Raw genomic sequence first — 23,613 nt, forward strand, 5'->3', positions numbered from 1 at the left:
CGTGAATTCGCAATTCGACCGCCTCGATGCGGTCAGCCACGGCTAGGGAGAGTACGCGCCACACGGCGCTCTTCTGTGTCGGCGCCGGGCAATGGGATCAAACGATCTACCACCATACGCACTCCCCCCACAGGAGCGCAAACCGTTCCGGTGCGATCCAGCTCACACCGGACCGCCAGAACTCCGGCTAAACCGGTCCCACCTGCGGTGATGCCACCGGCTCGGTCCTCGTCGCGGCGCCCGGACCGATCTCCCGCAGGGCCGTGGTGCGGGTGTCGGCGGCCGGTGAGGCGGACGGCGAGCTGTCGCCCGTGGGCTTCGGGCTGGCGGGCGGATCCGGCGGCGCCTGGCTCGTCGGGGGCGCGGGCGGGGTCGGGGAGGCGGGCGGCGCGGACGGCTGCTGCGGGGGCGCCGAGGGGCCGCCCACGCCTCCGGCCACCGAGCCGGGCGCCGGGTTCTGCGGCCGGGGACGGCCGCCGGGCGAGGCGGGGCCCGCCCCGGACGCCGAGCCGCTGGGGCTCGGGGTGGCGGCGGCGGTGCCGGACGGCTTCTCGCCGTGCTTGCCGGGCTTGCCCCGGCCCGGACCGGCCGACACCGCGGCGACGCCCTCCGACTCGGCCGCCGTCCCGCGGTGCCCGGCGGAGACCGACGGCTTCGGGGCCTTCCCGTCGTCGCTCACACTCATGCAGCCCGCCGACGCGGCGACGACCAGCGCGGTCACGGCCAATCGGACGGGGGCGGACAACTGGCGCACGGGCGGCCTCCGGGACGGGGGGCGGGGCAGGGTCGTCGTGCCCAACTCCCTTTTCCCCGCCGGGGACACGCCCGGGGCCCCGGGCGTACGAACGGGATTCCGACGGGTGGTCCCCGCGTCCGCCCGCCCGTTCGACGGCGGCCCGCACCGCGCGGCGCGGCCGGTGCGACGGCGACCGGTCCCGCCGGACGGTCCCTGGCCCCTCCTGGCCCCTAGCCCCTAGCCCCTAGCCCCTAGCCCCTAGCCCCTAGCCCCTAGCCCAGCGTGCCGCCGCCGAGGCCGGCCCCGAGGAAGACCGCGCCGAGGCACACCAGCACCGAGGCCGCCGCGTTGGCCGCGGCGAGGAACTTCCAGCCGCGCTCGGCCAGTCGGAGCGTCTCGTAGGAGAACGTGGAGTACGTGCTGAGCGCCCCGCACAGACCGGTGCCGAGGAGCGCGTACGTCTGCGAGGAGGCGGCGGCGCCGGTGAGCACGCCCAGGACGAGACTGGCGACCGCGTTGACCACGAACGTTCCCCAGGGGAACACCGAGTCGTGCCGGACCTGCACCGCACGGTCCGTCAGATACCGCAGGGGCGCGCCCACGGCGGCGCCGACCATGACGAGCAGCCAGGTCACCGGGCCCCCGCCCGTTCCCCGGCCCGCGCCGCCAGCGCCCACCGGGTCGCCGAGGCCGCCAGCCACACCGCGCCGAGCGCCCCGAGGAGGGTGGCGGCGGCGTACCCCATGGCGAGTCCGGGCCGCTGCCGGGCGAGCAGCTTGCCGACCTCCACCGCGTACGTGGAGAAGGTGGTGAACCCGCCGAGCACGCCGACGCCGAGGAACGGCCGCGCCAGCGGGTGCGCGCTTCTGCCGCCCTCGCTGATCAGCGGCATCAGGACGCCGATGAGCGCGCAGCCCACCACATTGATCAGCAGGGTCGCCCAGGGGAAGCCGCCGCCCGGCGTCGGCCAGGCGAGCGCCAGGGCGTAGCGGGCGCTCGCTCCCGCCGCGCCGCCCGCCGAGATGGCCGCGAGGACCGCCCACTTCTCCGGGCCCGCGGTCTCGGCGCGCTGGGCGGCCACATGGAGATCGACGTCCGGGTCGATGGCCTCCGGGCGTTCGGGAGCGCTCATCCGTACCCCAGCGCGTGCAGCCGCTCGTCGTCGATGCCGAAGTGGTGGGCGATCTCGTGCACCACCGTCACCTCGGTCTCGGCGACCACGTCCTCGCGCGACTCGCACATCCGCAGGGTGGGGCCCCGGTAGATGGTGATCCGGTCCGGGAGCACCCCGGCGTACCACTCGCCCCGGTCGGTGAGCGGAGTCCCCTCGTAGAGCCCGAGCAGCTCGGGGTCGTCGGCGGCGGGCTCGTCCTCGACGAACACGGCGACGTTGTCCATCAGCCGGGTCAGCTCCGGCGGGATCCGGTCGAGCGCCTCGGCGACCAGTTCCTCGAACTCCTCGCGCGTCATCTCCAGCACGCGGCCATTGTCACGCATGGGGCGCGGGGGCGCCCCGGGCGGTCGTGCGACGCGGCCCCGGGCGGGCCCGTGGGACGGCCCCGGCGGCCCCCGGGAAACCGTTTTGGCGATAGCTCCTTCCATCCCATATGCTTCTCACGTCCCCGACGCGCTGCGAAGCGCCCAGGTGGGCCCTTAGCCCTCATCGTCTAGTGGCCCAGGACGCCGCCCTTTCAAGGCGGTAGCACGGGTTCGAATCCCGTTGGGGGCACGCATCACCGTGTGCGAGACTAGTGCTCGCACATTGCTTGGTCCTGTGGAGCAGTTTGGAGTGCTCGCCACCCTGTCAAGGTGGAGGCCGCGGGTTCAAATCCCGTCAGGACCGCTGGTGTTTCACGTGAAACACCGTGGCTGGGTAGCTCAGTTGGTACGAGCGATCGCCTGAAAAGCGATAGGTCGCCGGTTCGACCCCGGCCCCAGCCACAAGAGAAGGGCCCCGTCCAGCGGACGGGGCCCTTCCTCGTGCTCACTCCCGCTCCTGCTCCCGCCCGCGCCAGCCGCGCACGCCGAGCAGCAGCGCGGCCACCGCGACCACACCGAGCAGCAGCGCCCAGTCCGGCACGGCGTCGCCGACGGACCGGGCCCAGCGCTCGGCCTCGTACGAGTCGTCCACGCTGAGCAGCCCGGGCAGGGCCGTCGCGCCGTCGTACGCCAGGAACAGCGCGCCCAGGGCGATGAAGAACAGGCCCGAGAGCAGCGAGGTGGTGTGCAGCTCGAAGCGGCCGAGGCGCACCACCCGGCCGCGCAGCCAGCGGCGCCGCCCCAGGTTCAGCCGCTCCCAGAGCAGGGCCAGCAGGAACAGGGGGGCCGCCATGCCCAGGGCGTAGACCGCGAGCAGCAGTCCGCCGTAGGCCGGGCTGCCGCTGACCGCCGCCACCGTGAGGACACTGCCGAGGATCGGGCCCGCGCAGAAGCCCGCGAGGCCGTAGACCGCGCCCAGCGCGTACACCGAGGCGGCCGTCGTGGGGCGGATGCGGCCCGACAGCTGGGTCATCCGGCGGCTGGCGAAGCCCATGCCGAGGATCTGGGCCGCGCCGAGCGCGATGATCAGCCAGCCGCCGAAGAGCACCAGCTGATCGCGGTGGCCGTAGAAGAGCCGTCCGGCGTACGACCCGGCCGCGCCCAGCGGCACCAGGGTGGTGGCCAGACCGGCGTAGAAGATGCCGGTGCGGGCGAGCAGCCGGGACGTGGAGTCGATCGAGTACGCGAAGAAGGCGGGCAGGAGCAGCGCGCTGCACGGGCTCAGCAGGGCGAGCAGACCACCGAGGAACGCGGCCAGATAGCCGATGTCGGGGGTCACTTTCCGGTCGCCTTCGGATCGGCGGCGCCGGGGGCCGCGGGCTTGGCCGCGGCGCGCGCGGCGGCCAAGCCCGCGGCCAAGCCCGCGGGCTTGGCCGCGGCGCGCGCGGCGGCGTACTTCGCGGCCTCGTCGATGGCCTGCGAGAAGGTGTCCACCGGCTGGGCGCCCGCCAGCGGACGTCCGTTGATCACGAAGGAGGGCGTGGAGCTCGCGCCGAGCCCGTACGCCTCGTCCTGGTCCTTCTTCACCGCGGCCTTCGCCGCGTCGCTCTCCGCGTCCCGGGCGAACCGGTCCAGGTCGGGGACGCCCGCCTGGCCCGCCAGGGCCCGCAGCCGGTCCGCGCCGAAGCCCTTCTCCTTGGAGCCGGCGGCGTAGGCCGCGGTGTGGAACTGCCAGAACCGGCCCTGCTGCCCGGCCGCCCAGGCCGCGCGCGCCGCCGCCTCCGACTCCGAGCCGAAGATCGGCATGTTGCGCCACTCGATGCGCAGGGTGCCCGCGTCCACGTACTTCTTCACCAGCGCGGGCTCGGTGTCCCGGGCGAACTTGCCGCAGTACGAGCACTTGAAGTCGGCGTACTCGATCATCACCACGGGGGCGTCCGGGCGGCCCTGGGCCAGCGCGTCCTTGCCGTCGCGGCGGGCCAGCTTCTCCAGCTCGGGGAAGGTCCCCTCGGGCGGCTCGACGGAGGCACCGGCCTCGGCGGCGCCGGACTTCCCGCCGCCGGGCGAGGTCGCCTGGTACGAGGCGACGCCGAGGACGGCCGCCGCGGCGACGACCGCCGCACCGATCAGGAACGGCTTCTTCGGCCTGGCCTTGGACTTCGACTTCGACTTGGCCTTGTCCTGGGGCTTCGGCTTGGCCTGGGACTTGGGCGCGGGGGTGCCCTTGGACTGGGACATACGGGGTCTCCGTGTACGTACTGCCGTGCGCGCGGGCGCACGGAAAAAGGGGAGGGGAAAAGGACGGCCGGTCGCTGTGACCGGCCGCCTAGACCCTCAGCACGGAGAGTTCTACGGGGGTGGGGGCGGCGCGGGTGGGGCCGCGGACCGGTGGGGTGCGGTGGTCGGCGTCCTGTGCGGCGGAGGCGGGCGGGACGGGCCGCGCGGTCAGGGCCGGGGCCTGGTCGTGGGCGCCGCGGGCCCGTACGGGGGCGGCCGGATCGGCGCCCTTGTCCGGCTTCTCGCGCTGCTTGCAGCCGGGCGATCCGTCGTGGACGGCGGACACGGCGGCGGCCACCGGGCCGTGCGGGGCGGACGCCACCGCCGGGGACGGGCCGCTCAGCAGCACCGTCACCACCCCGAGCACCAGGAGCAGCACGGCCGTGAGGGGGCGGTGCGGGGCTGGTGTGCGGGGCATGCCCGAAATGGTAGGCGGTTTTCCCGGGGGCTCGGCCCCCGGACCCCCGGTTCGTCCGCGGACCGTGGCCGGTTGCTCGCGCCGTTCCCCGCGCCCCTGACAACCCACCCCCGTCCGCGGACCGTGCTCGCTACTCGCGCCGTTCCCCGCGCCCCTGACAACCCGCCCCCGTCCGCGGACCGTGGCCCGCGTCCCTGGCGAGCCTCTCGCCCGTGGCTCTTCGGGGGTTCGCGGGGTGAGGGTGGGGGTCAGGAAAATGGGTTCGCCACTGGCGCTCGGCGGGTGAGATCCTGGATCAGGTATGTCTACTTCCTTCGCCGATCTCCAGACCCTGCTGGCCGAGATCTCGCTGCGCGACGCCCACCGGCTCGGCCGCCGCCTCGAAGGCGCCCGCCGCATCAAGAAGCCCGAGTCCCGGCAGGCCGTGCTCGACGAGATCGCCGCCGAGGCCACCAGGTCCGCCGAGCGCGTCGCCCGGCGGGCCTCCCGCATGCCCGAGGTCACGTACCCGGAACAGCTCCCGGTCAGCCAGAAGAAGGACGAGATCCTTGAGGCGATACGGGACCACCAGGTCGTGATCGTCGCGGGCGAGACCGGCTCCGGCAAGACCACCCAGATCCCCAAGATCTGCATGGAGCTGGGCCGGGGCGTGCGCGGCATGATCGGGCACACCCAGCCCCGCCGGATCGCGGCCCGCACGGTCGCGGACCGCATCGCGGACGAGCTGCGGACGCCGCTCGGCGAGGCGGTCGGCTGGAAGGTCCGGTTCACCGACCAGGTCGACCAGGACGCGACCTTCGTGAAGCTGATGACGGACGGCATCCTGCTCGCGGAGATCCAGACCGACCGCGAGCTGCGCGCCTACGACACGATCATCATCGACGAGGCCCACGAGCGGTCCCTGAACATCGACTTCCTGCTGGGCTACCTGGCCCAGCTGCTGCCGAAGCGCCCCGACCTCAAGGTCGTGATCACCTCGGCGACCATCGACCCCGAGCGCTTCTCGCGCCACTTCGGGGACGCCCCGATCGTCGAGGTCAGCGGGCGTACGTACCCGGTCGAGGTGCGCTACCGGCCGCTCCTGGAGGAGGACTCCGAGGACGCCGACCGGGACCAGATCACCGCGATCTGCGACGCCGTCGACGAGCTCCAGTCCGAGGGCGCGGGCGACATCCTGGTCTTCCTCTCCGGCGAGCGCGAGATCCGCGACACGGCGGACGCGCTCAACAAGAAGAACCTCCGGTTCACCGAGGTGCTGCCGCTGTACGCCCGGCTGAGCCACGCCGAGCAGCACCGCGTCTTCCAGCAGCACACGGGCCGCAGGATCGTTCTGGCCACCAATGTGGCCGAGACGTCGCTGACCGTGCCGGGCATCAAGTACGTGATCGACCCGGGCACCGCCCGCATCTCCCGCTACAGCCACCGCACCAAGGTGCAGCGCCTGCCCATCGAGGCCGTCTCGCAGGCCAGCGCCAACCAGCGCAAGGGCCGCTGCGGCCGGACCAGCGACGGCATCTGCATCCGGCTGTACTCGGAGGACGACTTCCTCTCCCGGCCGGAGTTCACCGACGCGGAGATCCTCCGCACCAACCTGGCGTCCGTCATCCTCCAGATGACCGCGGCCGGGCTCGGCGACATCGAGAAGTTCCCCTTCATCGACCCGCCGGACCACCGCAACATCCGCGACGGCGTACAGCTGCTCCAGGAGCTGGGCGCGCTGGACCCGGCGGAGAAGGACCCCAAGAAGCGGCTGACGCAGATGGGCCGCAAGCTCTCCCAGCTGCCCGTCGACCCCCGGCTGGCCCGGATGGTGGTCGAGGCCGACAAGAACGGCTGCGTCCGCGAGGTCATGGTCATCGCCGCCGCGCTCTCCATCCAGGACCCGCGCGAGCGGCCCTCCGACAAGCAGACGCAGGCCGACCAGCAGCACGCCCGCTTCAAGGACGAGACCAGCGACTTCCTCGCCTTCCTCAACCTGTGGCGCTATGTGCGCGAGCAGCAGAAGGAGCGCGGCTCCTCCAGCTTCCGCCGGATGTGCAAGCAGGAGTACCTGAACTTCCTGCGCATCCGCGAGTGGCAGGACATCTACTCGCAGCTGCGCACGGTCGCCAAGACCATGGGCATCCACCTCAACGAGGACGACGCCCCGGAGCAGTCCGTCCACACCTCCCTGCTGGCCGGCCTGCTCTCGCACATCGGGCTCAAGGACACCGACAAGAACGAGTACCTGGGCGCCCGCGGCGCCAAGTTCGCGGTCTTCCCGGGCTCGGCGCTCTTCAAGAAGCAGCCCAAGGTCCTGATGTCCGCCGAGCTGGTGGAGACCTCCCGGCTGTGGGCGCGGGTCAACGCGAAGATCGAGCCCGAGTGGATCGAGCCGCTCGCCCAGCACCTGGTCAAGCGCACCTACAGCGAGCCGCACTGGGAGAAGGACCAGGCCGCGGTGATGGCGTACGAGAGGGTCACGCTCTACGGCGTGCCGATCGTCGCCAACCGCAAGGTGAACTACGGCCGCATCGACCCCGAGGCGTCCCGCGAGCTGTTCGTCCGCAACGCGCTGGTCGAGGGCGACTGGCGCACCCACCACAAGTTCTTCGCCGACAACCGCAAGCTGCTGACCGAGGTCGAGGAGCTGGAGCACCGGGCGCGGCGCCGGGACATCCTGGTCGACGACGAGACGCTCTTCGACTTCTACGACCAGCGGGTGCCCGAACACGTGGTGTCCGGCGCCCACTTCGACTCCTGGTGGAAGCACAAGCGCCACGAGGAGCCGGAGTTCCTGGACTTCGAGCGGGAGATGCTCATCCGGGAGTCGGCGCTCGCCGTCACCAAGGACGACTACCCCGACAACTGGCGCCAGGGGCGGCTGAAGTTCAAGGTGACCTACCAGTTCGAGCCGGGCGCGGACGCGGACGGCGTGACCGTCCACGTCCCGCTCCAGGTGCTCAACCAGGTCACCGACGAGGGCTTCGACTGGCAGATCCCGGGCCTGCGCGAGGAGGTCGTCACCGAGCTCATCCGCTCGCTGCCCAAGCCGATCCGCCGCCACTACGTGCCCGCGCCGAACTTCGCGACGAAGTTCCTGGAGCGCGCGGTGCCGCTCCAGGAGCCGCTGCCGGCCACGCTGGCGCGCGAGCTCCAGCGGATGGTGGGCGTCCCCGTCACCGCCGACGACTTCGATCTGGCGCGCGTCCCGGACCACCTCAAGATCACGTTCCGGATCGTCGACGAGCGGCGCCGCAAGCTGGCCGAGGACAAGGACCTGGAGGCGCTCAAGCTCCGGCTGCGCCCCAAGGCCCGCCAGGCGCTCTCCCAGGCCGCCGCGGCGGCGGCGCCCTCGGGCGGGGTCTCCATCGAGCGCACCGGCCTCACCCAGTGGACGATCGGCACCCTGACGAAGGTCTTCGAGACCAAGCGCGCGGGACAGCCGGTGAAGGCGTACCCGGCTCTGGTCGACGCCGGGGAGACCGTCTCCGTACGGCTCTTCGACACCGAGGCCGAGCAGCAGCTGGCGATGTGGCGCGGCACCCGGAAGCTGATCATGCTGAACATCCCGGTGAACCCGGCGAAGTTCGCCTCGGACAAGCTGACCAACCAGCAGAAGCTCGCCCTGTCCCGCAATCCGCACGGCTCGGTGCAGGCGCTCTTCGAGGACTGCGCGGCAGCCGCCGCCGACAAGCTGATCGCCGACCACGGCGGCCCGGCGTGGGACGAGGAGTCCTTCCGCAAGCTGTACGACAAGGTGCGCGCCGACATCGTCGACACGACCGTGCGGACCGTCGGCCAGGTGCAGCAGATCCTGGCCGCCTGGCAGGCGTGCGAGCGCCGGCTGAAGGCCACCAGCAGCCTGGTCCTGATCAACAACCTCCAGGACGTGCGGGACCAGCTGGCGGCCCTGGTGCCGGCCGGCTTCGTGACCCTGACGGGGCTGCGCCGGCTGCCGGACCTGATGCGCTATCTGGTGGCCGCGGACCGGCGCCTCCAGCAGATGCCGACCTCCGTGCAGCGCGACACCACGCGCATGGAGAAGGTCCACGAGATGCGCGACGAGTACGCGTGGCTGCTGGAGCAGATGCCGCAGGGACGGCCCGTTCCGCAGGAGGTCCTGGACATCCGCTGGATGCTGGAGGAGCTGCGGGTCAGCTACTTCGCGCACGCGCTGGGCACGGCGTACCCGGTCTCGGACAAGCGGATCGTGAAGGCCATCGACGCGGCGGCGCCGTGAGCGCGGCCGTGACGTCCGTATCGCTGTGAGTGAGTTCGACCGGACCCTCTGACCTGCTGTACAGTCTGTCTCGCAGCCAAGCGAAAGCGGCGGCGAAACAAGGTCCTGTGGAGCAGTTTGGAGTGCTCGCCACCCTGTCAAGGTGGAGGCCGCGGGTTCAAATCCCGTCAGGACCGCATGAGTGAGTGGGCCCCGATTCCTCGGAATCGGGGCCCACTTCGTGTGCCGCCGCCCGGTGGTACGGCGCGGCGAAGCAGCCCGCACGCCGTCTTGACGGCGTCAACTGCCACCGGTACCCAAGAAGAGGCAGTCGGCCCTCTCGGGGAGGTGGCGCATGACGGCGTCGTCCGCGAGGCACGAGACGCGGGCGCTCCTGCGCGCCCATCTGTCGGCCGCGACGGGCTACCGGCACCTCACCAGGCACTGCCCCATCTGCTCGCGCCTCCTGCGGCTCGCCATGGACCCCTCCGAGCCCGAGCCCCTCGCCCTGCCGGCCGAAGGGCCGCCCGAGGACGAAAGTCCCGTCGACCGGTGACCAATGGCGGGTGGGGGGCGCCCTCCCGCGGTGGCAGGCTCTTCTGAACGGGCGCTCGCGGGAGTGTGACGGGAGTCACCGAACAAGTTTTGGGGACGGGGGAACTTACGCCGCGCCTACAACCCCCCAATTTAATATGTGCAATTGCACCCCCCTCCCAGGGGTTGCCGACCTCCCCCGCAAAGCACCTCCGGACCCCCCGGACCGGGGCATAAAAAGATCGCGCTGGACCCGGCGGAGTCCAGCGCGATCGATGACGGTGAGCCCGTTGGGGCGGGCCTCGCGTCAGTGGAGCAAGGGGTGGGCGACCGGGGTGGGGGCCCCGGAATGCCCGTTATCGGGGTGTTGTTCAGGCCTCGCTACGCTGCTGCGGAATACCCGCGAGCAGCGCACGGACCTCTGCTTCGCGGTACCGGCGGTGCCCACCCAGCGTGCGGATGGACGTGAGCTTGCCCGCCTTCGCCCAGCGGGTGACCGTCTTCGGGTCCACGCGGAACATCGTGGCAACCTCAGCCGGGGTCAGCAGCGGCTCGGCATCAGGGGTGCGAGCGGTCATGAGCGGCCTCCTCGGGAGAACCGAACCTTCTCGGTTCTTTCCTCTAAATTCTGCACCTTGACCCGCGTTGCCCGAAATGGCGGACGCGAGCCGAGTCGGTTATAGGACGAACGGCTTGTCCTCGGCACTACAACTACACCATCTGTCCAGCCACGTCGGCCAAACCGATGGAATTGCCCTCCCAGGTGTTCATCAGCGACGGAAGCCGATGGACCATGCCATAGCGGACAGTCACGCCACAGTGACGATCAGTCACAGAGCGATCAGGAGTCGTCAGACCCCCCATAAGCTGCAATACCAAGCATTCCGCCCTTAGTTGGACGGATGGAGCCCTCCCCGGACTCCTTGTCCTATTTTGGCACGAGGGTGGGGGATCGACGCAAGGGCCCAGTAAGTGCGTTCCGTCACGCTTGGGGCAAAGGCCCGGATCAGGACCTACGTCCCGGCCGGGCGCCCCGGAGGACTCACCACCCGCTCGTACGAAGCCGCCCACCCGAACGGGGCACGCCCGGTGTCACCCCGCCGGACCCGACGGACCCTCAGTTCGCCAGCCTGCGGTCCCTGACGGCCCGCCAGCGCTCCGTGAAGCGCCCGTACGCCTCCGCGGCCCCCGCGCCGTCCCCGGCCCGCAACGCGGCGATCCCCTCGGCCACATCGGCCGCCGAGCGGTCCTCCGCCAGCCGGGCCTCGGACAGGGCGTGCACCAGGCCGCCGTAGTCCAGCTCCACCAGCGAGCGCGGATGGAACTCCTCCAGCCAGCGCCCCACCTCCACCAGCCCCTCGATCAGCGGGCCGTCGTCGAGGTGGTCGCGCAGGGTGCGCAGCGAGCGCGCGAGCCTGCGCCGGGCCTGGACCATCGGGGTGCGGTAGCGCAGCACCGGCGGCGCCCCGCTCTCCGCCCGGACATACTCCCGCTCTTCGTCCGAAAACACTGTGAACCAGCTCACAGGGACGTGCCAGACCGCCGTGCGGATCCACGGCCGGGCGTCCGGGTTCTCCTCGCGCCACCGCTCGTAGTCCGCCGCCGCCTGCCGGCGCACCACCGGCGGCAGCAGCGCGTCCAGCACCGGCTCGGAGAACTGCCCCGGCAACTCCTCCAGCGCCTGCCAGCCGCGCAGCCGGGTGCGCCACGGACAGACGCAGACGACCCCGTCGACCTCGGCCACGAACGCGTCGGCGCTCTCGTGGACCGGCACCGCCACCGGCGGGGTCGGCACCAGGTCCGCCAGCGCGCGCCGGAGTTCGTCCTGGGCACCCGGGGTGCGCCCGCGCGCCGCGTAGCGGGCCCAGTGGGCGCGCTCGGGCTCGGGGAAGGCCGCCAGCGGCTCGTACACCCGCAGATAGGACGCGTACGGGACGATCACCGAGGACACCACCGCCATGCGTCGAATCGTCCCACGCGCGCGGAGCCCCGGAGGGTGATCCTCGGCACTGCACCTGATCTACGGACGCGTAGGACTTACTCTGCTCCCAGCGCGGCCCCGGGCGGGCCGCGACGCGGCCCGCCCCACCCACAAGCGGGCCGTCAAACGCCGCTTCGTACTTGGGAGTCACCACCGTGACCGATGTGACCGGCGACGCCGTCAGCTCAGCGGATGTTCTGCACACCCTGTTCCAGTCGGACCAGGGCGGACACGAACAGGTCGTGCTGTGCCAGGACCGCGCCTCGGGCCTCAAGGCCGTCATCGCCATCCACTCCACCGCCCTGGGCCCGGCCCTCGGCGGTACGCGCTTCTACCCCTACGCCAGCGAGGCGGAGGCCGTCGCCGACGCGCTCAACCTCTCGCGCGGCATGTCCTACAAGAACGCCATGGCCGGGCTCGACCACGGCGGCGGCAAGGCCGTCATCATCGGTGACCCCGAGACGGTGAAGACCGAGGAACTCCTGCTCGCCTACGGGCGGATGGTGGCCTCGCTCGGCGGGCGTTACGTGACGGCGTGCGACGTCGGCACGTACGTGGCGGACATGGACGTGGTGGCGCGCGAGTGCCGGTGGACCACCGGGCGCTCCCCCGAGAACGGCGGCGCGGGCGACTCCTCCGTGCTCACCGCGTTCGGCGTCTTCCAGGGCATGCGGGCCAGCGCCCAGCACCTGTGGGGCGACCCGTCGCTGCGCGGGCGCAAGGTCGGCGTCGCGGGCGTCGGCAAGGTCGGCCACTACCTGGTGGACCACCTGGTGGCGGACGGCGCCGAGGTCGTCATCACCGATGTGCGCGCCGACTCGGTGCAGCGCATCCTCGACAAGCACCCGGGCAAGGTGACGGCGGTCGCCGACACGGACGCGCTGATCCGGATCGAGGGCCTGGACGTCTACGCGCCCTGTGCGCTCGGCGGCGCCCTGAACGACGAGAGCGTCCCGGTGCTCACCGCCAAGATCGTGTGCGGCGCGGCCAACAACCAGCTGGCGCACCCGGGCGTGGAGAAGGACCTCGCGGACCGCGCGATCCTCTACGCACCCGACTACGTGGTCAACGCCGGTGGCGTGATCCAGGTGGCGGACGAGCTCCACGGCTTCGACTTCGACCGCTGCAAGGCGAAGGCCGCAAAGATCTTCGACACCACGCTCGCCATATTCGCACGTGCGAAGGAAGACGGGATTCCGCCGGCCGCCGCGGCCGACCGGATCGCCGAGCAGCGCATCGCCGAGGCGCGCGCGCTCTGACCCTCTTGACGCCACGATCCGCCGACCGGCGAGAGAAGACTCACGCCGGTCGGCGGGTCGGACGCCAAGAAGAGGTTAAAATCGCGGTTGACCAGCGAGGAAGGGGCTCCTTGCGGGTTCTGCGAAGTGGCACGTCATGCGGGCGGCGTACCGTATGGCCGCGGAAGCAGGTACCGTTGAAGCCCTACGGACACGGTCTCTCCACGGAGAGCCCGTTCCGACTCATGAACGCGTGTCAAGACTCTGGGGCCGTCGAGCCCCGTCACCGAGGGGGTCGAGCCATGGGGCGCGGCCGGGCAAAGGCCAAGCAGACGAAGGTCGCCCGCCAGCTGAAGTACAGCAGCGGCGGGACTGACCTGTCGCGTCTGGCCAACGAGCTGGGCGCATCGACTTCGCAGCCGATTTCGAGTCAGCCGCCGAATGGCGAGCCGTTCGAGGACGACGACGAGGAAGACGACCCGTACGCCCGCTATGCGGAGCTGTACAACAACGACGACGAAGACGAGGACGACCAGTCCGGTCCGTCGTCGCAGCGTCGCGGCGCTTGACTCAGCTGATCCCGCTTTCGCAGCGACATCTCCTCGCTGCTCCACAAAGCACACCAACCCGGTCCGGGGCGTTCGCCCCAGACCGGGTTTCGTGGTGCCTGCGGCGGATTACTTCGCGTAGTCGCCGGTCAGCTCGGCCCCGCTGGTGCGGTCGCCGCGCTCGGTGATCTCGCCCGCGACCCAGGAGTCCACGCCCCGGTCCGCCAGCGTCGTCAGAGCCACGTCCACCGAGTCCTCGGGGACGATCGCGATCATGCCGACGCCCATGTTCAGCGTCTTCTCCAGCTCCAGCCGCTCGACCCGCCCGGCCTTGCCCACCAGGTCGAAGACCGCGCCGGGCGTCCAGGTGGAACGGTCCACGGTGGCGTGCAGATGGTCCGGGATCACCCGCGCCAGGTTGTTGGCGAGACCGCCGCCGGTTACATGGCTGAAAGCGTGCACCTCGGTGGTACGGGTGAGGGCCAGGCAGTCCAGCGAGTAGATCTTGGTCGGCTCCAGGAGCTCCTCGCCCAGGGTCCGGCCGAACTCCTCGACCTGCTGCTCCAGCGCCATCTTCGCCCGGTCGAAGACGACGTGCCGGACGAGCGAGTACCCGTTCGAGTGAAGCCCGGACGACGCCATGGCGATCACCACGTCACCCGTGCGGATACGATCCGCGCCCAGCAGCCGGTCGTACTCCACGACACCCGTGCCGGCGCCCGCCACGTCGAAGTCGTCCGGGCCCAGCAGGCCCGGGTGCTCCGCCGTCTCGCCGCCGACCAGCGCGCAGCCCGCCAGGACACAGCCCTCGGCGATGCCCTTGACGATGGCCGCGACCCGCTCGGGGTGCACCTTGCCGACACAGATGTAGTCGGTCATGAACAGCGGCTCGGCACCGCAGACGACGAGGTCGTCCACGACCATGCCGACGAGGTCGTGGCCGATGGTGTCGTACACGCCCAGCTGCCGGGCGAGGTCGACCTTCGTCCCGACGCCGTCGGTGGCCGAGGCGAGCAGCGGACGCTCGTAGCGCTTGAGGGCGGAGGCGTCGAAGAGTCCGGCGAAACCGCCGAGGCCGCCCAGGACCTCGGGGCGCTTCGTCTTCTTCACCCACTCCTTCATCAGCTCGACGGCGCGGTCGCCCGCTTCGATGTCGACGCCCGCGGCTGCGTAGCTGGCACCAGTGGTCTCAGATGACATGGCTCTGAAGAACTTTCGTGTCGTACTGCAGGGTTCGTGCGGACGCCTACGGGCGGCGCAGCGCGTCGGCGGCGGCCGTCGCGGCGGGACCCGCCGCCAGCTCCGTCTCCAGCAGCTGCTTGCCGAGCAGCTCCGGGTCCGGCAGCTCCATCGGGTAGACCCCGTCGAAGCAGGCGCGGCAGAGGTTGTCCTTGGGAATGGTGGTCGCCTCGATCATCGCGTCCGTCGAGATGTACGAGAGCGAGTCGGCGCCCAGCGAGGTGCCGATCTCCTCGATCGTCATCCCGTTGGCGATGAGCTCGGCGCGCGTCGCGAAGTCGATGCCGAAGAAGCACGGCCACTTCACCGGCGGGGACGAGATCCGGATGTGGACCTCGGCGGCGCCGGCCTCGCGGAGCATCTTGACCAGCGCGCGCTGGGTGTTGCCGCGGACGATCGAGTCGTCCACGACCACCAGGCGCTTGCCCCGGATGACTTCCTTGAGCGGGTTCAGCTTGAGGCGGATGCCCAGCTGGCGGATGGTCTGCGAGGGCTGGATGAAGGTGCGCCCGACATAGGCGTTCTTGACCAGGCCCGAGCCGTACGGAATGCCGCTGGCCTCGGCGTACCCGATCGCGGCGGGGGTGCCGGACTCCGGGGTCGCTATCACCAGGTCGGCCTCGACCGGGGCTTCCTTGGCGAGTTTCCGCCCCATCTCGACCCGGGAGAGGTAGACGTTCCGCCCGGCGATGTCCGTGTCGGGACGCGCCAGGTAGACGTACTCGAAGACACAGCCCTTGGGCTTCGCTTCCGCAAATCGAGAGGTGCGCAGACCGTTCTCGTCGATGGCGACGAGCTCGCCCGGCTCGATCTCGCGGACGAAGCTGGCGCCGCAGATGTCGAGGGCGGCGGTCTCGGAGGCCACCACCCAGCCGCGCTCCAGGCGGCCGATGACCAGCGGGCGGATGCCCTGCGGGTCACGGGCGCAGTACAGCGTCTGCTCGTCCATGAAGACCAGCGAGAAGGCGCCCTGCACCTGGGGAAGGACCTTGGCGGCGGCCTCCTCCACGGTGAGCGGCTTGCCGTCGTCGTCGGTCTGCCCCGCGAGCAGGGCGGTGACGAGGTCGGTGTCGTTGGTGGCGGCGACCTGGGTCGCGCGGCCGTTCTCCTTGGGCAGCTCGGCGACCATCTCCGCGAGCTGCGCCGTGTTCACCAGGTTGCCGTTGTGGCCGAGCGCGATCGAGCCGTGGGCGGTCGCCCGGAAGGTCGGCTGCGCGTTCTCCCACACGGAGGCACCCGTGGTCGAGTAGCGGGCGTGACCGACCGCGATATGACCTTGGAGTGAACCGAGAGAGGTCTCGTCGAAGACCTGGGAGACAAGCCCCATGTCCTTGAAGACGAGGATCTGGGAGCCGTTGCTGACCGCGATTCCCGCGGATTCCTGGCCCCGATGCTGGAGGGCGTAAAGCCCGAAGTAAGTGAGCTTGGCGACCTCTTCACCCGGAGCCCAGACGCCGAAGACGCCGCAAGCGTCCTGGGGGCCCTTCTCGCCGGGGAGCAGGTCGTGGTTGAGTCGTCCGTCACCACGTGGCACGCCACCGAGTGTAGGCGAGATCGACCACTGGTCCGAATTGGGGATACCCACCAGAAGGCGGGGGTGGGCGGTTTGTGGCATCTGCCGGGAGGCCCGGGGCCGGTGTTTTCCTGGTGGAACCGGGAAATGGGCGGGGAAAGGGCCGTACGGGGAATGTGACGGAGGTCGCGCGGCCCCGATCGGAATGATCTCCACCCGGCCGCCCGAACACCCCCGGGCGTCACCTGACGTAGTCGGGTGAATTCCTTTCCCGGAGGTTGCCGAGCGGCCGAAAGTGCTCGTCGCCGCTCGGCGGCGGGACGGGGGCGCGGGCTGGGTTTCAGGGGCGCCCGGAGTGGAGCGGCAGCAGTGCGGACAGGTCCGCGCGCTCGCCGCCGGCCGCCACCCTGGCCGCGTCCAGTTCGGCGGACCACGCGGTCCGGCCGGTGGCCAGCCGCAGCCAGGTCAGCGGGTCGGTCTCCACGACGTTGGGGGGCGTGCCCCGGGTGTGCCGGGGCCCCTCGACGCACTGCACCACCGCGTACGGCGGGATCCGCACCTCCACCGAGCCGCCGGGCGCCCTCGCGGCGAGCGCGTCGGCGAGCAGCCGGGTGCAGGCGGCGAGCGCCTGACGGTCGTACGGGATGTCCAGGCCGGGCAGGGCGTCGTTCAAGTCGTCCGTGTGGAGACAGAGTTCGACCGTCCGCGTGACCATGAGGTCGCCCAGCGTCATGGCGCCGCACCCGGTCGCCACCGGGCGGGCGGGGTCGGCGCCCGGGAGCAGCTCCTCGAGGCGGGCCGCGACCCGCGCGTACCGGGCGTCCAGGTCGGCGTCCGGGTCGGCGTCCGGGCCCTGACCGGGGGCGGCGGTGCTCTCGCCCGCAGCGGCCGGGCCGGGGACGGCGGGCCGGGCCGCGGGCCACTCCAGCAGGGCGAGGTCCGCCGCGGCCGGGGCGGGCCCGGCCAGGCCGCGGGCGACCGCGTCCAGCGCGTCCGCCAGGTGTACGGCCAGGTCACGCACGGTGCGGCCGTCCAGCCGGGTCGGCCGGTCCAACTGCTCGGGCGTGAGGGCGCGGACCGCTTCCCGTACGGACGCGAACTGGGCGAGGACGGCGGTGCGCGTCTTCGCCGGGTCGTAACCACGGGTGCGCGCGCGCTTCTTGGCGGGGGGCATGATCCCGAGCCTAGGGCGTGCCCGGCGGATCCCGTCGGCCCGGCGGGCCGGGCAGGATCCGCACGGCACGCCCCGGGGCCGGTCCGGCGGATCCCGTCCGGATCGCGGGCGCGTCGCGGCGCCCGGATCCGTCGGGCGGGCCCTAGGAGCCCGCGGCCTCCGGCGCTCCGTCCGGACCAGCGGTCCTGGTCGCGAAGTCGCCGAGGCCGGACTCGACCATTCCGAATGCCTCGGCGGCCAGGCGCAGGGCGTCCGGCGCGATGTCCTCGGCGGCGTCGCCCAGCAGCAGTCGGCGGTGGTTCTCGCTGACCAGGGTGGCGCGCGCGCCCATCAGCTGGGCGGCGGCGACGCGGGCCAGCACCCGGTTCCCGGTCTCCTCGCCCAGCGCCTCGGCGACCAGGTCCGAGCTGCGGATGAGGGAGGCGCGGGCGCGTTCCAGCAGCACCGGGGTCTCCATGATGAGCCGCAGCAACTGGACGACTATGGCGTCGTCGTTGAGCCCGATGGACGCGTCGCGCTCCTCGACCGCCCGCAGGTAGTGGCCGCGCACGGCGTCGACGACCGACGTGCCCACCGCACGCTCGCGGACCGCGCGGACCACGTCGTCGCTGTGTTCCTCCAGCGGGCGCAGCGCCAAGTCCTCTTTCGTACGGAAGTGGTTGAAGACGGTCATCTTCGAGACGTCGGCGGCCTCGGCGATCTCGGCGACCGAGACCTTGTCGTACCCGCGCTCGGCGAAGAGGTGGAAGGCGGCGGCCATCAGCCGGCGCCGGGTCTGCCACTTCTTGCGCTCCCGCAGGCCCATCCCGGCCGGTGCGTCCTTCTCCACGTACACGTACTCCGCCATGACCGTCACTGTACCAGGATGATTTTTGATCCGAGCTAAAAAGTTGACTGGGTACAGAATCTACGTCAGGGTGGTGCCCACGACCTCGGCGAGCGACACCGGCCGCCGTCCCGGAGGGGGAGAACACCATGCCCAAGACCCTGAGCGCAGCCATGCCGAAAGCGGCGGGAACGCCGACGGCGGCGCCCGCAGCGGCGGCCCCGCCGCCCATGTCCCCCGCCCGCGTCCGGATCGGCTTCGCCGTCTGCCTGGTCACGATCCTGCTGGCGGTCCTCGACACCAACATCGTGTCGGCGGCGACCGTCCCGATCGTGCGCGACCTCGACCCGGTCCACGGGATGGACAAGATCCCCTGGCTGATCAGCTCGTTCGCGCTCGCCTCGGCGGCCGTGCTGCCGCTGTACGGGAAGCTGTGCGACACGATCGGCGCCAAGAAGGTCTTCGTCGGCGCCATCGCCACCTTCCTGGCCGGCTCGGCGCTGTGCGGGGCCGCCCAGTCCATGGCCCAGCTGATCGCCGCCCGCGCCGTGCAGGGCATCGGCGGCGGCGGGCTGATGAGCGTCACCATGGTCGTGCTCGCCCAGCTGAGCGGACCCCGGTCCGCGGGCGGCCAGAGCGACGCCAAGGGCGGCGGCCGGGGCAAGGGCGGCAGCATCGGCGGCATCGTGGCCGGTGCCGGGATGGCCCTCGGCCCCTGGCTCGGCGGCACGCTCGCCGACCACGCGAGCTGGCGCTGGATCTTCTACGTGAACCTGCCCGTCGGCATCGCCGTCCTCGCCACCGCGATCGCCGTACTGCGCCTGCCCGTTCAGCCCGTGCGCCACCGCATCGACTACCCCGGCGCGGTGCTCGCCGCCGCCTTCTCCGTCTCCCTGCTGCTGATGACCGAGTGGGGCGGCAAGGACTACGCCTGGGGCTCCCCGCAGATCCTCGGCCTCGGCGTCGCCGGTGCCGTCTCGCTCGCCCTCTTCCTGCGCCGCCAGGCCACGGCCGCCGAACCCATCCTGCCGCTCTCCATGTTCAAGGTCCCGGCCGTCCGGCTCGGCTTCGCCATCCAGGCGCTGGTCGGGGCGGCCATGATGGGCACGCTGGTGTACGTGATGATCTACCTCCAGGTCGTCCGGCACCTCGAACCCACCGCGGCGGGCCTGTACCTCATCCCGATGGCGCTCGGCATGACCGCCGTCGGCCTCGCCTCCGAGCGGCTCGCGGCGCGCGGCTGGTCGCAGAAGACGTTCGCACTGCTGGGTACGGTCGCCGCCGCCGCCGCGCTCGGGCTGCTCGCCACGACCCGCGTCAGCACGAACCTGTGGCAGATCCGGGGCGAACTGCTGCTGATGGGGGCCGGGTTCGGGCTCCTCGTCGGCCAGCTGATCCAGATCGTCCAGGCCGCCGCGCCGCCGCAGCAGCTGGGGGTGGCGACGACCGGGACGCGGTTCTTCCAGACCCTCGGCAACGCGCTGGGAGCGGCGGTGTTCGGCACGATCCTCAGCCGGGTGTACGAGGCGAAGGGGGTTGGCGGGTCGACGAGTGAGTTGTCCCGGTTGGGGGGTGCGGCGCATGAGGCGGGGGTGCGGGCGCTGACGTCCGGGATGGATGTGGTGTTCGTGGTGGGGGCGGCCCTGATGGCCCTGGCGGCCTACCTGGCGACCCGCCTCCCCCACACCCCCTGACCCAGGGTCGGGCCCCGGCCCCCCGTCGCCCCTGCGGGGGTGGTGGGGGGCTGCGCCGCGTTTGGGGTGGGGCGGGCGTTCGCCTGCGGCCCGATTGGGCCCGGCGTTCGCCTGCGGCCCGATTGGGCCCGGCGTTCGCCTGCGGCCCGGTGTTCGTCTGCGGGCCGTGCTGGCTTGCTCGCGCAGTTCCCCGCGCCCCTGCTGGAGCCGGTGGTCGTCTGCGGCCCGGAGGGGGCGGAGCCCCCACTTGAGGGGCGCGGGGAACCGCGCGAGCGAGCCCCACCGGGCCGCGGGTGAACACGGACCGGGCGGCCCCCGCCGGGCAGCAGGCGGGGGCCGGAGGGTTAGGACAGGAGGGACGGGATCGTCGCCTCGTGGGCCTCGCGGAGCTCGGCCAGCGGCACGCTGAACTCGCCCTGGAGCTCGACGGACTCCCCGTCGACGACTCCGACCCGCACGGCCGGAAGCCCCCGCGCCCCACACATGTCGGTGAAGCGGAGCTCCTCGCTGCGCGGCACGGCCACGACCGCCCGCCCGGCGGACTCGGAGAAGAGGAAGGTGAAGGCGGACATCCCGTCCGGCACCACCAGCCGCGCCCCGTTCCCGCCCCGCAGGCAGGACTCGACGACGGCCTGGACGAGCCCGCCGTCCGACAGGTCGTGCGCCGCGTCGATCATCCCGTCGCGCGAGGCGGAGATGAGGATCTCGCCGAGCAGCTTCTCGCGGTCCAGGTCGACCTGCGGCGGCATGCCGCCGAGGTGGTCGTGGATGACCTGCGACCAGGCCGAACCGCCGAACTCCTCGCGGGTGTCACCGAGGAGGTACAGCAGCTGCCCCTCCTGCGCGAACGCGATCGGCGTGCGCCGCGTGACGTCGTCGATGACGCCGAGGACCGCCACGACCGGCGTCGGGTGGATCGCGGTGTCACCGGTCTGGTTGTAGAGCGAGACGTTGCCGCCGGTCACCGGCGTCCCCAGCTGGAGGCACCCGTCCGCGAGCCCGCGCGTGGCCTCGGCGAACTGCCACATCACGTCCGGGTCCTCGGGGGAACCGAAGTTGAGGCAGTCCGAGATCGCCAGCGGACGCGCACCGGAGGCGGCCACGTTGCGGTACGCCTCCGCCAGCGCCAGCTGCGCACCCGTGTACGGGTCGAGCTTGGCGTACCGGCCGTTGCCGTCGGTCGCCATCGCGACGCCGAGGTTCGACTCCTCGTCGATGCGGACCATGCCCGCGTCCTCGGGCTGCGCCAGCACCGTGTTGCCCTGCACGAACCGGTCGTACTGGTCGGTGATCCACGCCTTGGACGCCTGGTTGGGCGAGCCCACCAGGCGCAGGACCTGCTCGCGCAGCTCCGCGCCCGTCGCCGGCCGCGCCAGCGCGCCCGCGTCGTCCGCCTGGAGCGCGTCCTGCCAGGAGGGGCGCGCGTAGGGACGCTCGTACACCGGGCCCTCGTGCGCCACGGTCCGCGGCGGCACGTCCACGATCTGCTCGCCGTGCCAGAAGATCTCCAGGCGCTCGCCGTCGGTCACCTCACCGATGACGGTGGCGATGACGTCCCACTTCTCGCAGATCTCCATGAACCGCCCGACGTGCTGCGGCTCGACGACCGCGCACATCCGCTCCTGCGACTCGCTCATGAGGATCTCCTCGGGCGAGAGCGTCGCGTCGCGCAGCGGAACCGTCTCCAGCTCCACCCGCATGCCGCCGGAACCGGCGCTCGCCAGCTCCGAGGTCGCGCAGGACAGGCCCGCGCCGCCCAGGTCCTGGATGCCCGCGACCAGCTTCTCCCGGAAGATCTCCAGGGTGCACTCGATGAGGAGCTTCTCCTGGAAGGGGTCGCCGACCTGGACCGCCGGGCGCTTGGCCGGGCCGGTCGACTCGAAGGTCTCCGAGGCGAGGACCGAGACACCGCCGATGCCGTCGCCGCCCGTGCGGGCGCCGTACAGGATCACCTTGTTGCCGGGGCCGGACGCCTTGGCGAGGTGGATGTCCTCGTGCTTCATGACGCCGATGCACCCGGCGTTGACCAGCGGGTTGCCCTGGTAGCACGCGTCGAAGACGACCTCGCCGCCGATGTTGGGCAGGCCCAGGCAGTTGCCGTAGCCGCCGATGCCCGCCACGACGCCCGGCAGCACGCGCTTGGTGTCCGGGTGGTCCGGCGCGCCGAAGCGCAGCGGGTCCACCACGGCGACCGGGCGGGCGCCCATGGCCAGGATGTCGCGGACGATGCCGCCGACACCGGTGGCCGCGCCCTGGTAGGGCTCGATGTAGGAGGGGTGGTTGTGCGACTCGACCTTGAAGGTGACCGCGTACCCCTGGCCGACGTCGACGACGCCCGCGTTCTCCCCGATGCCGACGAGCATGGCGTCGTTGGCGGGGACCTTCTCGCCGAACTGGCGCAGGTGGACCTTGCTGCTCTTGTACGAGCAGTGCTCCGACCACATCACCGAGTACATCGCGAGCTCGGCGCCGGTGGGGCGGCGGCCCAGGATCTGGCGGATCCGGGCGTACTCGTCCTCCTTGAGGCCGAGTTCCTTCCAGGGCTGCTCGACATCGGGGGTGGCGGTGGCGTGCTTGACGGTGTCGAGGCTCATCAGACGTTGACCAGCTTCTTGAGGATCGAGGTGAAGAAACCGAGGCCGTCGGTGCCGCCGGTGCCGATCAGCGGCTCCACGGCGTGCTCCGGGTGCGGCATCAGACCGACGACGTTGCCGGCGGCGTTGGTGATGCCGGCGATGTCGCGCAGCGAGCCGTTGGGGTTCAGGTCGAGGTAGCGGAAGGCGACGCGGCCCTCGGCCTCCAGCTCGTCGAGCGTGCGCTCGTCCGCGACGTACCGGCCGTCCATGTTCTTGAGCGGGACCCGGATCTCCTGGCCCGCCTCGTAGTCCGAGGTCCAGGCGGTCGCCGCGTTCTCCACCCGCAGCTTCTGCTCGCGGCAGATGAAGTGCAGGTGGTTGTTGCGGAGCATGGCGCCCGGCAGCAGGTGCGACTCGGTCAGGATCTGGAAGCCGTTGCAGATGCCGAGGACCGGCATACCGGCCTTCGCCTGCTCGATGACGGTCTCCATGACCGGCGAGAAGCGGGAGATGGCGCCCGCCCGCAGATAGTCGCCGTAGGAGAAGCCGCCGGCCAGGACGACCGCGTCGACCTGCTTGAGGTCCTTGTCGCGGTGCCACAGCGACACCGGCTCGGCACCCGCGATCCGCACGGCCCGCAGGCTGTCGCGGTCGTCGAGCGTCCCGGGGAAGGTGACGACACCGATGCGAGCAGTCACTTGGACTCCTCGACCTTCACGGTGAAGTCCTCGATGACGGTGTTGGCGAGGAACGTTTCAGCCATCTCGTGGATGCGGGCGAGGGCCGCCTCGTCGAGAGGCCCTTCCACATCCAGCTCGAAACGCTTCCCCTGGCGGACGTCCGCGATCCCCTCGAAGCCGAGACGGGGCAGTGCGCGCTGCACCGCCTGTCCCTGCGGGTCGAGGATCTCCGGCTTGAGCATGACGTCGACTACGACGCGTGCCACTGGCACTCCCGTGGTGGTGTGGTGCGAAGGCGGTTCCCTCAGAGTACCCGGCCGGAAAATCTACGCGAGTAGATATCGCAAGCGTCCGATCACGTTCCGGTTTCGACCGCGACAACACGTGGGAAAAATCCCGGGAAAAACGGCCCACGCACATTGCGATCGGACACGCTGATGCAATTGGCTGGGCTTCACAATGCAATGCCTGCCCCTGTACAAAGGATTCTCGGGTGAAA

The 23,613-nt window shown here is 71.4% G+C and carries 21 protein-coding genes and 4 tRNA genes; 9 read left to right on the plus strand and 16 right to left on the minus strand.

Going from position 1 to position 23,613, the window contains the following annotated elements; genetic code table 11:
* Positions 1-187: 187 nt before the first annotated feature.
* The 4 genes from AB5J87_RS16710 to AB5J87_RS16725 form a co-directional block, all read right to left on the minus strand.
* On the minus strand, positions 188-754 hold the full coding sequence (locus AB5J87_RS16710) for a hypothetical protein (RefSeq protein ID WP_369377517.1): 567 nt from the start codon (positions 752-754) through the stop codon (positions 188-190).
* Positions 755-1,008: 254 nt separating this feature from the next.
* Complete coding sequence (locus AB5J87_RS16715; RefSeq protein WP_369377518.1) at positions 1,009-1,371, minus strand: CrcB family protein; 363 nt, start codon at positions 1,369-1,371, stop codon at positions 1,009-1,011.
* Positions 1,368-1,868 carry a CrcB family protein gene (locus AB5J87_RS16720; RefSeq protein ID WP_369377519.1) on the minus strand — a complete coding sequence of 167 codons (501 nt, stop codon included), beginning with the start codon at positions 1,866-1,868 and terminating at the stop codon, positions 1,368-1,370. Before AB5J87_RS16720 ends, AB5J87_RS16715 begins: the two co-directional genes overlap by 4 nt.
* On the minus strand, positions 1,865-2,215 hold the full coding sequence (locus tag AB5J87_RS16725) for a metallopeptidase family protein (protein WP_180357222.1): 351 nt from the start codon (positions 2,213-2,215) through the stop codon (positions 1,865-1,867). Before AB5J87_RS16725 ends, AB5J87_RS16720 begins: the two co-directional genes overlap by 4 nt.
* Positions 2,216-2,392: 177 nt before the next feature.
* Here AB5J87_RS16725 and AB5J87_RS16730 point away from each other — a divergent pair.
* The 3 genes from AB5J87_RS16730 (at position 2,393) to AB5J87_RS16740 (ending at position 2,677) form a co-directional block, all read left to right on the plus strand.
* Positions 2,393-2,465, plus strand: a tRNA-Glu gene (locus AB5J87_RS16730).
* Positions 2,466-2,504: 39 nt separating this feature from the next.
* Positions 2,505-2,579: transfer RNA gene (locus AB5J87_RS16735), tRNA-Asp, on the plus strand.
* 24 nt (positions 2,580-2,603) lie between these two features.
* Positions 2,604-2,677, plus strand: a tRNA-Phe gene (locus AB5J87_RS16740).
* 43 nt (positions 2,678-2,720) lie between these two features.
* Here AB5J87_RS16740 and AB5J87_RS16745 read toward each other — a convergent pair.
* The 3 genes from AB5J87_RS16745 to AB5J87_RS16755 all read right to left on the minus strand — a co-directional run bounded on the left by AB5J87_RS16745 (position 2,721) and on the right by AB5J87_RS16755 (position 4,910).
* Positions 2,721-3,554 carry a cytochrome c biogenesis CcdA family protein gene (locus AB5J87_RS16745; protein WP_369377521.1) on the minus strand — a complete coding sequence of 278 codons (834 nt, stop codon included), beginning with the start codon at positions 3,552-3,554 and terminating at the stop codon, positions 2,721-2,723.
* A complete protein-coding gene (locus tag AB5J87_RS16750) occupies positions 3,551-4,453 on the minus strand; it encodes a DsbA family protein (protein WP_369377523.1) in 903 nt (300 codons plus the stop codon). Before AB5J87_RS16750 ends, AB5J87_RS16745 begins: the two co-directional genes overlap by 4 nt.
* Positions 4,454-4,541: 88 nt before the next feature.
* Entirely contained in the window at positions 4,542-4,910 is a 369-nt protein-coding gene (locus tag AB5J87_RS16755; RefSeq protein ID WP_369377524.1) for a hypothetical protein, read from the minus strand.
* A 301-nt stretch (positions 4,911-5,211) separates the two neighbouring features.
* On the opposite strand from AB5J87_RS16755, the gene hrpA reads away from it, so the two are divergent.
* From hrpA to AB5J87_RS16770, 3 genes are all read left to right on the plus strand, one after another.
* Positions 5,212-9,132, plus strand: a complete 3,921-nt coding sequence (gene hrpA, locus AB5J87_RS16760; RefSeq protein WP_369377525.1) for an ATP-dependent RNA helicase HrpA — start codon at positions 5,212-5,214, stop codon at positions 9,130-9,132.
* Between the two features lie 101 nt (positions 9,133-9,233).
* Positions 9,234-9,308: transfer RNA gene (locus AB5J87_RS16765), tRNA-Asp, on the plus strand.
* Positions 9,309-9,466: 158 nt separating this feature from the next.
* Positions 9,467-9,667 carry a DUF6274 family protein gene (locus AB5J87_RS16770; protein WP_369377526.1) on the plus strand — a complete coding sequence of 67 codons (201 nt, stop codon included), beginning with the start codon at positions 9,467-9,469 and terminating at the stop codon, positions 9,665-9,667.
* Between the two features lie 349 nt (positions 9,668-10,016).
* On the opposite strand, the gene bldC is transcribed toward AB5J87_RS16770, so the two are convergent.
* Together bldC and AB5J87_RS16780 are read right to left on the minus strand one after the other, a co-directional pair.
* Positions 10,017-10,223 carry a developmental transcriptional regulator BldC gene (gene bldC, locus AB5J87_RS16775; RefSeq protein WP_003949541.1) on the minus strand — a complete coding sequence of 69 codons (207 nt, stop codon included), beginning with the start codon at positions 10,221-10,223 and terminating at the stop codon, positions 10,017-10,019.
* 539 nt (positions 10,224-10,762) lie between these two features.
* Positions 10,763-11,605 carry a hypothetical protein gene (locus tag AB5J87_RS16780; protein WP_369377527.1) on the minus strand — a complete coding sequence of 281 codons (843 nt, stop codon included), beginning with the start codon at positions 11,603-11,605 and terminating at the stop codon, positions 10,763-10,765.
* A 176-nt stretch (positions 11,606-11,781) separates the two neighbouring features.
* On the opposite strand from AB5J87_RS16780, the gene AB5J87_RS16785 reads away from it, so the two are divergent.
* Together AB5J87_RS16785 and AB5J87_RS16790 are read left to right on the plus strand one after the other, a co-directional pair.
* A complete protein-coding gene (locus AB5J87_RS16785) occupies positions 11,782-12,885 on the plus strand; it encodes a Leu/Phe/Val dehydrogenase (protein WP_369377528.1) in 1,104 nt (367 codons plus the stop codon).
* A 281-nt stretch (positions 12,886-13,166) separates the two neighbouring features.
* Complete coding sequence (locus AB5J87_RS16790; RefSeq protein WP_369377529.1) at positions 13,167-13,433, plus strand: DUF3073 domain-containing protein; 267 nt, start codon at positions 13,167-13,169, stop codon at positions 13,431-13,433.
* Positions 13,434-13,541: 108 nt separating this feature from the next.
* Here the strand turns inward: AB5J87_RS16790 and purM are convergent, their stop codons facing one another.
* The 4 genes from purM to AB5J87_RS16810 all read right to left on the minus strand — a co-directional run bounded on the left by purM (position 13,542) and on the right by AB5J87_RS16810 (position 18,185).
* Positions 13,542-14,612: a phosphoribosylformylglycinamidine cyclo-ligase gene (gene purM / locus AB5J87_RS16795; RefSeq protein ID WP_369377530.1), complete on the minus strand. Its 1,071-nt coding sequence runs from the start codon at positions 14,610-14,612 to the stop codon at positions 13,542-13,544.
* 46 nt (positions 14,613-14,658) lie between these two features.
* The gene (gene purF / locus AB5J87_RS16800) at positions 14,659-16,185 is read right to left on the minus strand and encodes an amidophosphoribosyltransferase (RefSeq protein WP_369377532.1); all 1,527 of its coding nucleotides are present in this window, start codon (positions 16,183-16,185) and stop codon (positions 14,659-14,661) included.
* A 319-nt stretch (positions 16,186-16,504) separates the two neighbouring features.
* Positions 16,505-17,338 carry a sterol carrier family protein gene (locus tag AB5J87_RS16805; RefSeq protein WP_369377533.1) on the minus strand — a complete coding sequence of 278 codons (834 nt, stop codon included), beginning with the start codon at positions 17,336-17,338 and terminating at the stop codon, positions 16,505-16,507.
* 142 nt (positions 17,339-17,480) lie between these two features.
* Positions 17,481-18,185, minus strand: a complete 705-nt coding sequence (locus AB5J87_RS16810) for a TetR/AcrR family transcriptional regulator (RefSeq protein ID WP_369377534.1) — start codon at positions 18,183-18,185, stop codon at positions 17,481-17,483.
* Between the two features lie 209 nt (positions 18,186-18,394).
* On the opposite strand from AB5J87_RS16810, the gene AB5J87_RS16815 reads away from it, so the two are divergent.
* Complete coding sequence (locus tag AB5J87_RS16815; protein WP_369383557.1) at positions 18,395-19,858, plus strand: MFS transporter; 1,464 nt, start codon at positions 18,395-18,397, stop codon at positions 19,856-19,858.
* Between the two features lie 344 nt (positions 19,859-20,202).
* On the opposite strand, the gene purL is transcribed toward AB5J87_RS16815, so the two are convergent.
* From purL to purS, 3 genes are read right to left on the minus strand one after another with little or no spacing between them, the layout of a single operon-like run.
* Positions 20,203-22,452 carry a phosphoribosylformylglycinamidine synthase subunit PurL gene (purL, locus tag AB5J87_RS16820; protein WP_369377535.1) on the minus strand — a complete coding sequence of 750 codons (2,250 nt, stop codon included), beginning with the start codon at positions 22,450-22,452 and terminating at the stop codon, positions 20,203-20,205.
* Positions 22,452-23,132 (minus strand): phosphoribosylformylglycinamidine synthase subunit PurQ, encoded by a 681-nt coding sequence (gene purQ, locus AB5J87_RS16825; protein WP_369377536.1) that lies wholly within the window; start codon positions 23,130-23,132, stop codon positions 22,452-22,454. The genes purL and purQ overlap by 1 nt, the downstream gene beginning before the upstream one ends.
* The gene (gene purS / locus AB5J87_RS16830) at positions 23,129-23,380 is read right to left on the minus strand and encodes a phosphoribosylformylglycinamidine synthase subunit PurS (RefSeq protein ID WP_067162360.1); all 252 of its coding nucleotides are present in this window, start codon (positions 23,378-23,380) and stop codon (positions 23,129-23,131) included. The genes purQ and purS overlap by 4 nt, the downstream gene beginning before the upstream one ends.
* Positions 23,381-23,613 lie beyond the last annotated feature (233 nt).

The sequence above is a fragment of the Streptomyces sp. cg36 genome, assembly GCF_041080675.1.
In the GTDB taxonomy this organism is placed as follows: Bacteria; Actinomycetota; Actinomycetes; order Streptomycetales; family Streptomycetaceae; genus Streptomyces.

Coding starts and splice junctions, on each gene's coding strand:
- AB5J87_RS16720 (WP_369377519.1), bottom strand. CDS start 1,868: ATGAGCGCTCCCGAACGCCCGGAGGCCATCGACCCGGACGTCGATCTC.
- AB5J87_RS16750 (WP_369377523.1), bottom strand. CDS start 4,453: ATGTCCCAGTCCAAGGGCACCCCCGCGCCCAAGTCCCAGGCCAAGCCG.
- AB5J87_RS16755 (WP_369377524.1), bottom strand. CDS start 4,910: ATGCCCCGCACACCAGCCCCGCACCGCCCCCTCACGGCCGTGCTGCTC.
- hrpA (WP_369377525.1), top strand. CDS start 5,212: ATGTCTACTTCCTTCGCCGATCTCCAGACCCTGCTGGCCGAGATCTCG.
- AB5J87_RS16770 (WP_369377526.1), top strand. CDS start 9,467: ATGACGGCGTCGTCCGCGAGGCACGAGACGCGGGCGCTCCTGCGCGCC.
- bldC (WP_003949541.1), bottom strand. CDS start 10,223: ATGACCGCTCGCACCCCTGATGCCGAGCCGCTGCTGACCCCGGCTGAG.
- AB5J87_RS16780 (WP_369377527.1), bottom strand. CDS start 11,605: ATGGCGGTGGTGTCCTCGGTGATCGTCCCGTACGCGTCCTATCTGCGG.
- AB5J87_RS16790 (WP_369377529.1), top strand. CDS start 13,167: ATGGGGCGCGGCCGGGCAAAGGCCAAGCAGACGAAGGTCGCCCGCCAG.
- purM (WP_369377530.1), bottom strand. CDS start 14,612: ATGTCATCTGAGACCACTGGTGCCAGCTACGCAGCCGCGGGCGTCGAC.
- AB5J87_RS16805 (WP_369377533.1), bottom strand. CDS start 17,338: ATGCCCCCCGCCAAGAAGCGCGCGCGCACCCGTGGTTACGACCCGGCG.
- AB5J87_RS16810 (WP_369377534.1), bottom strand. CDS start 18,185: ATGGCGGAGTACGTGTACGTGGAGAAGGACGCACCGGCCGGGATGGGC.
- AB5J87_RS16815 (WP_369383557.1), top strand. CDS start 18,395: ATGTCCCCCGCCCGCGTCCGGATCGGCTTCGCCGTCTGCCTGGTCACG.
- purL (WP_369377535.1), bottom strand. CDS start 22,452: ATGAGCCTCGACACCGTCAAGCACGCCACCGCCACCCCCGATGTCGAG.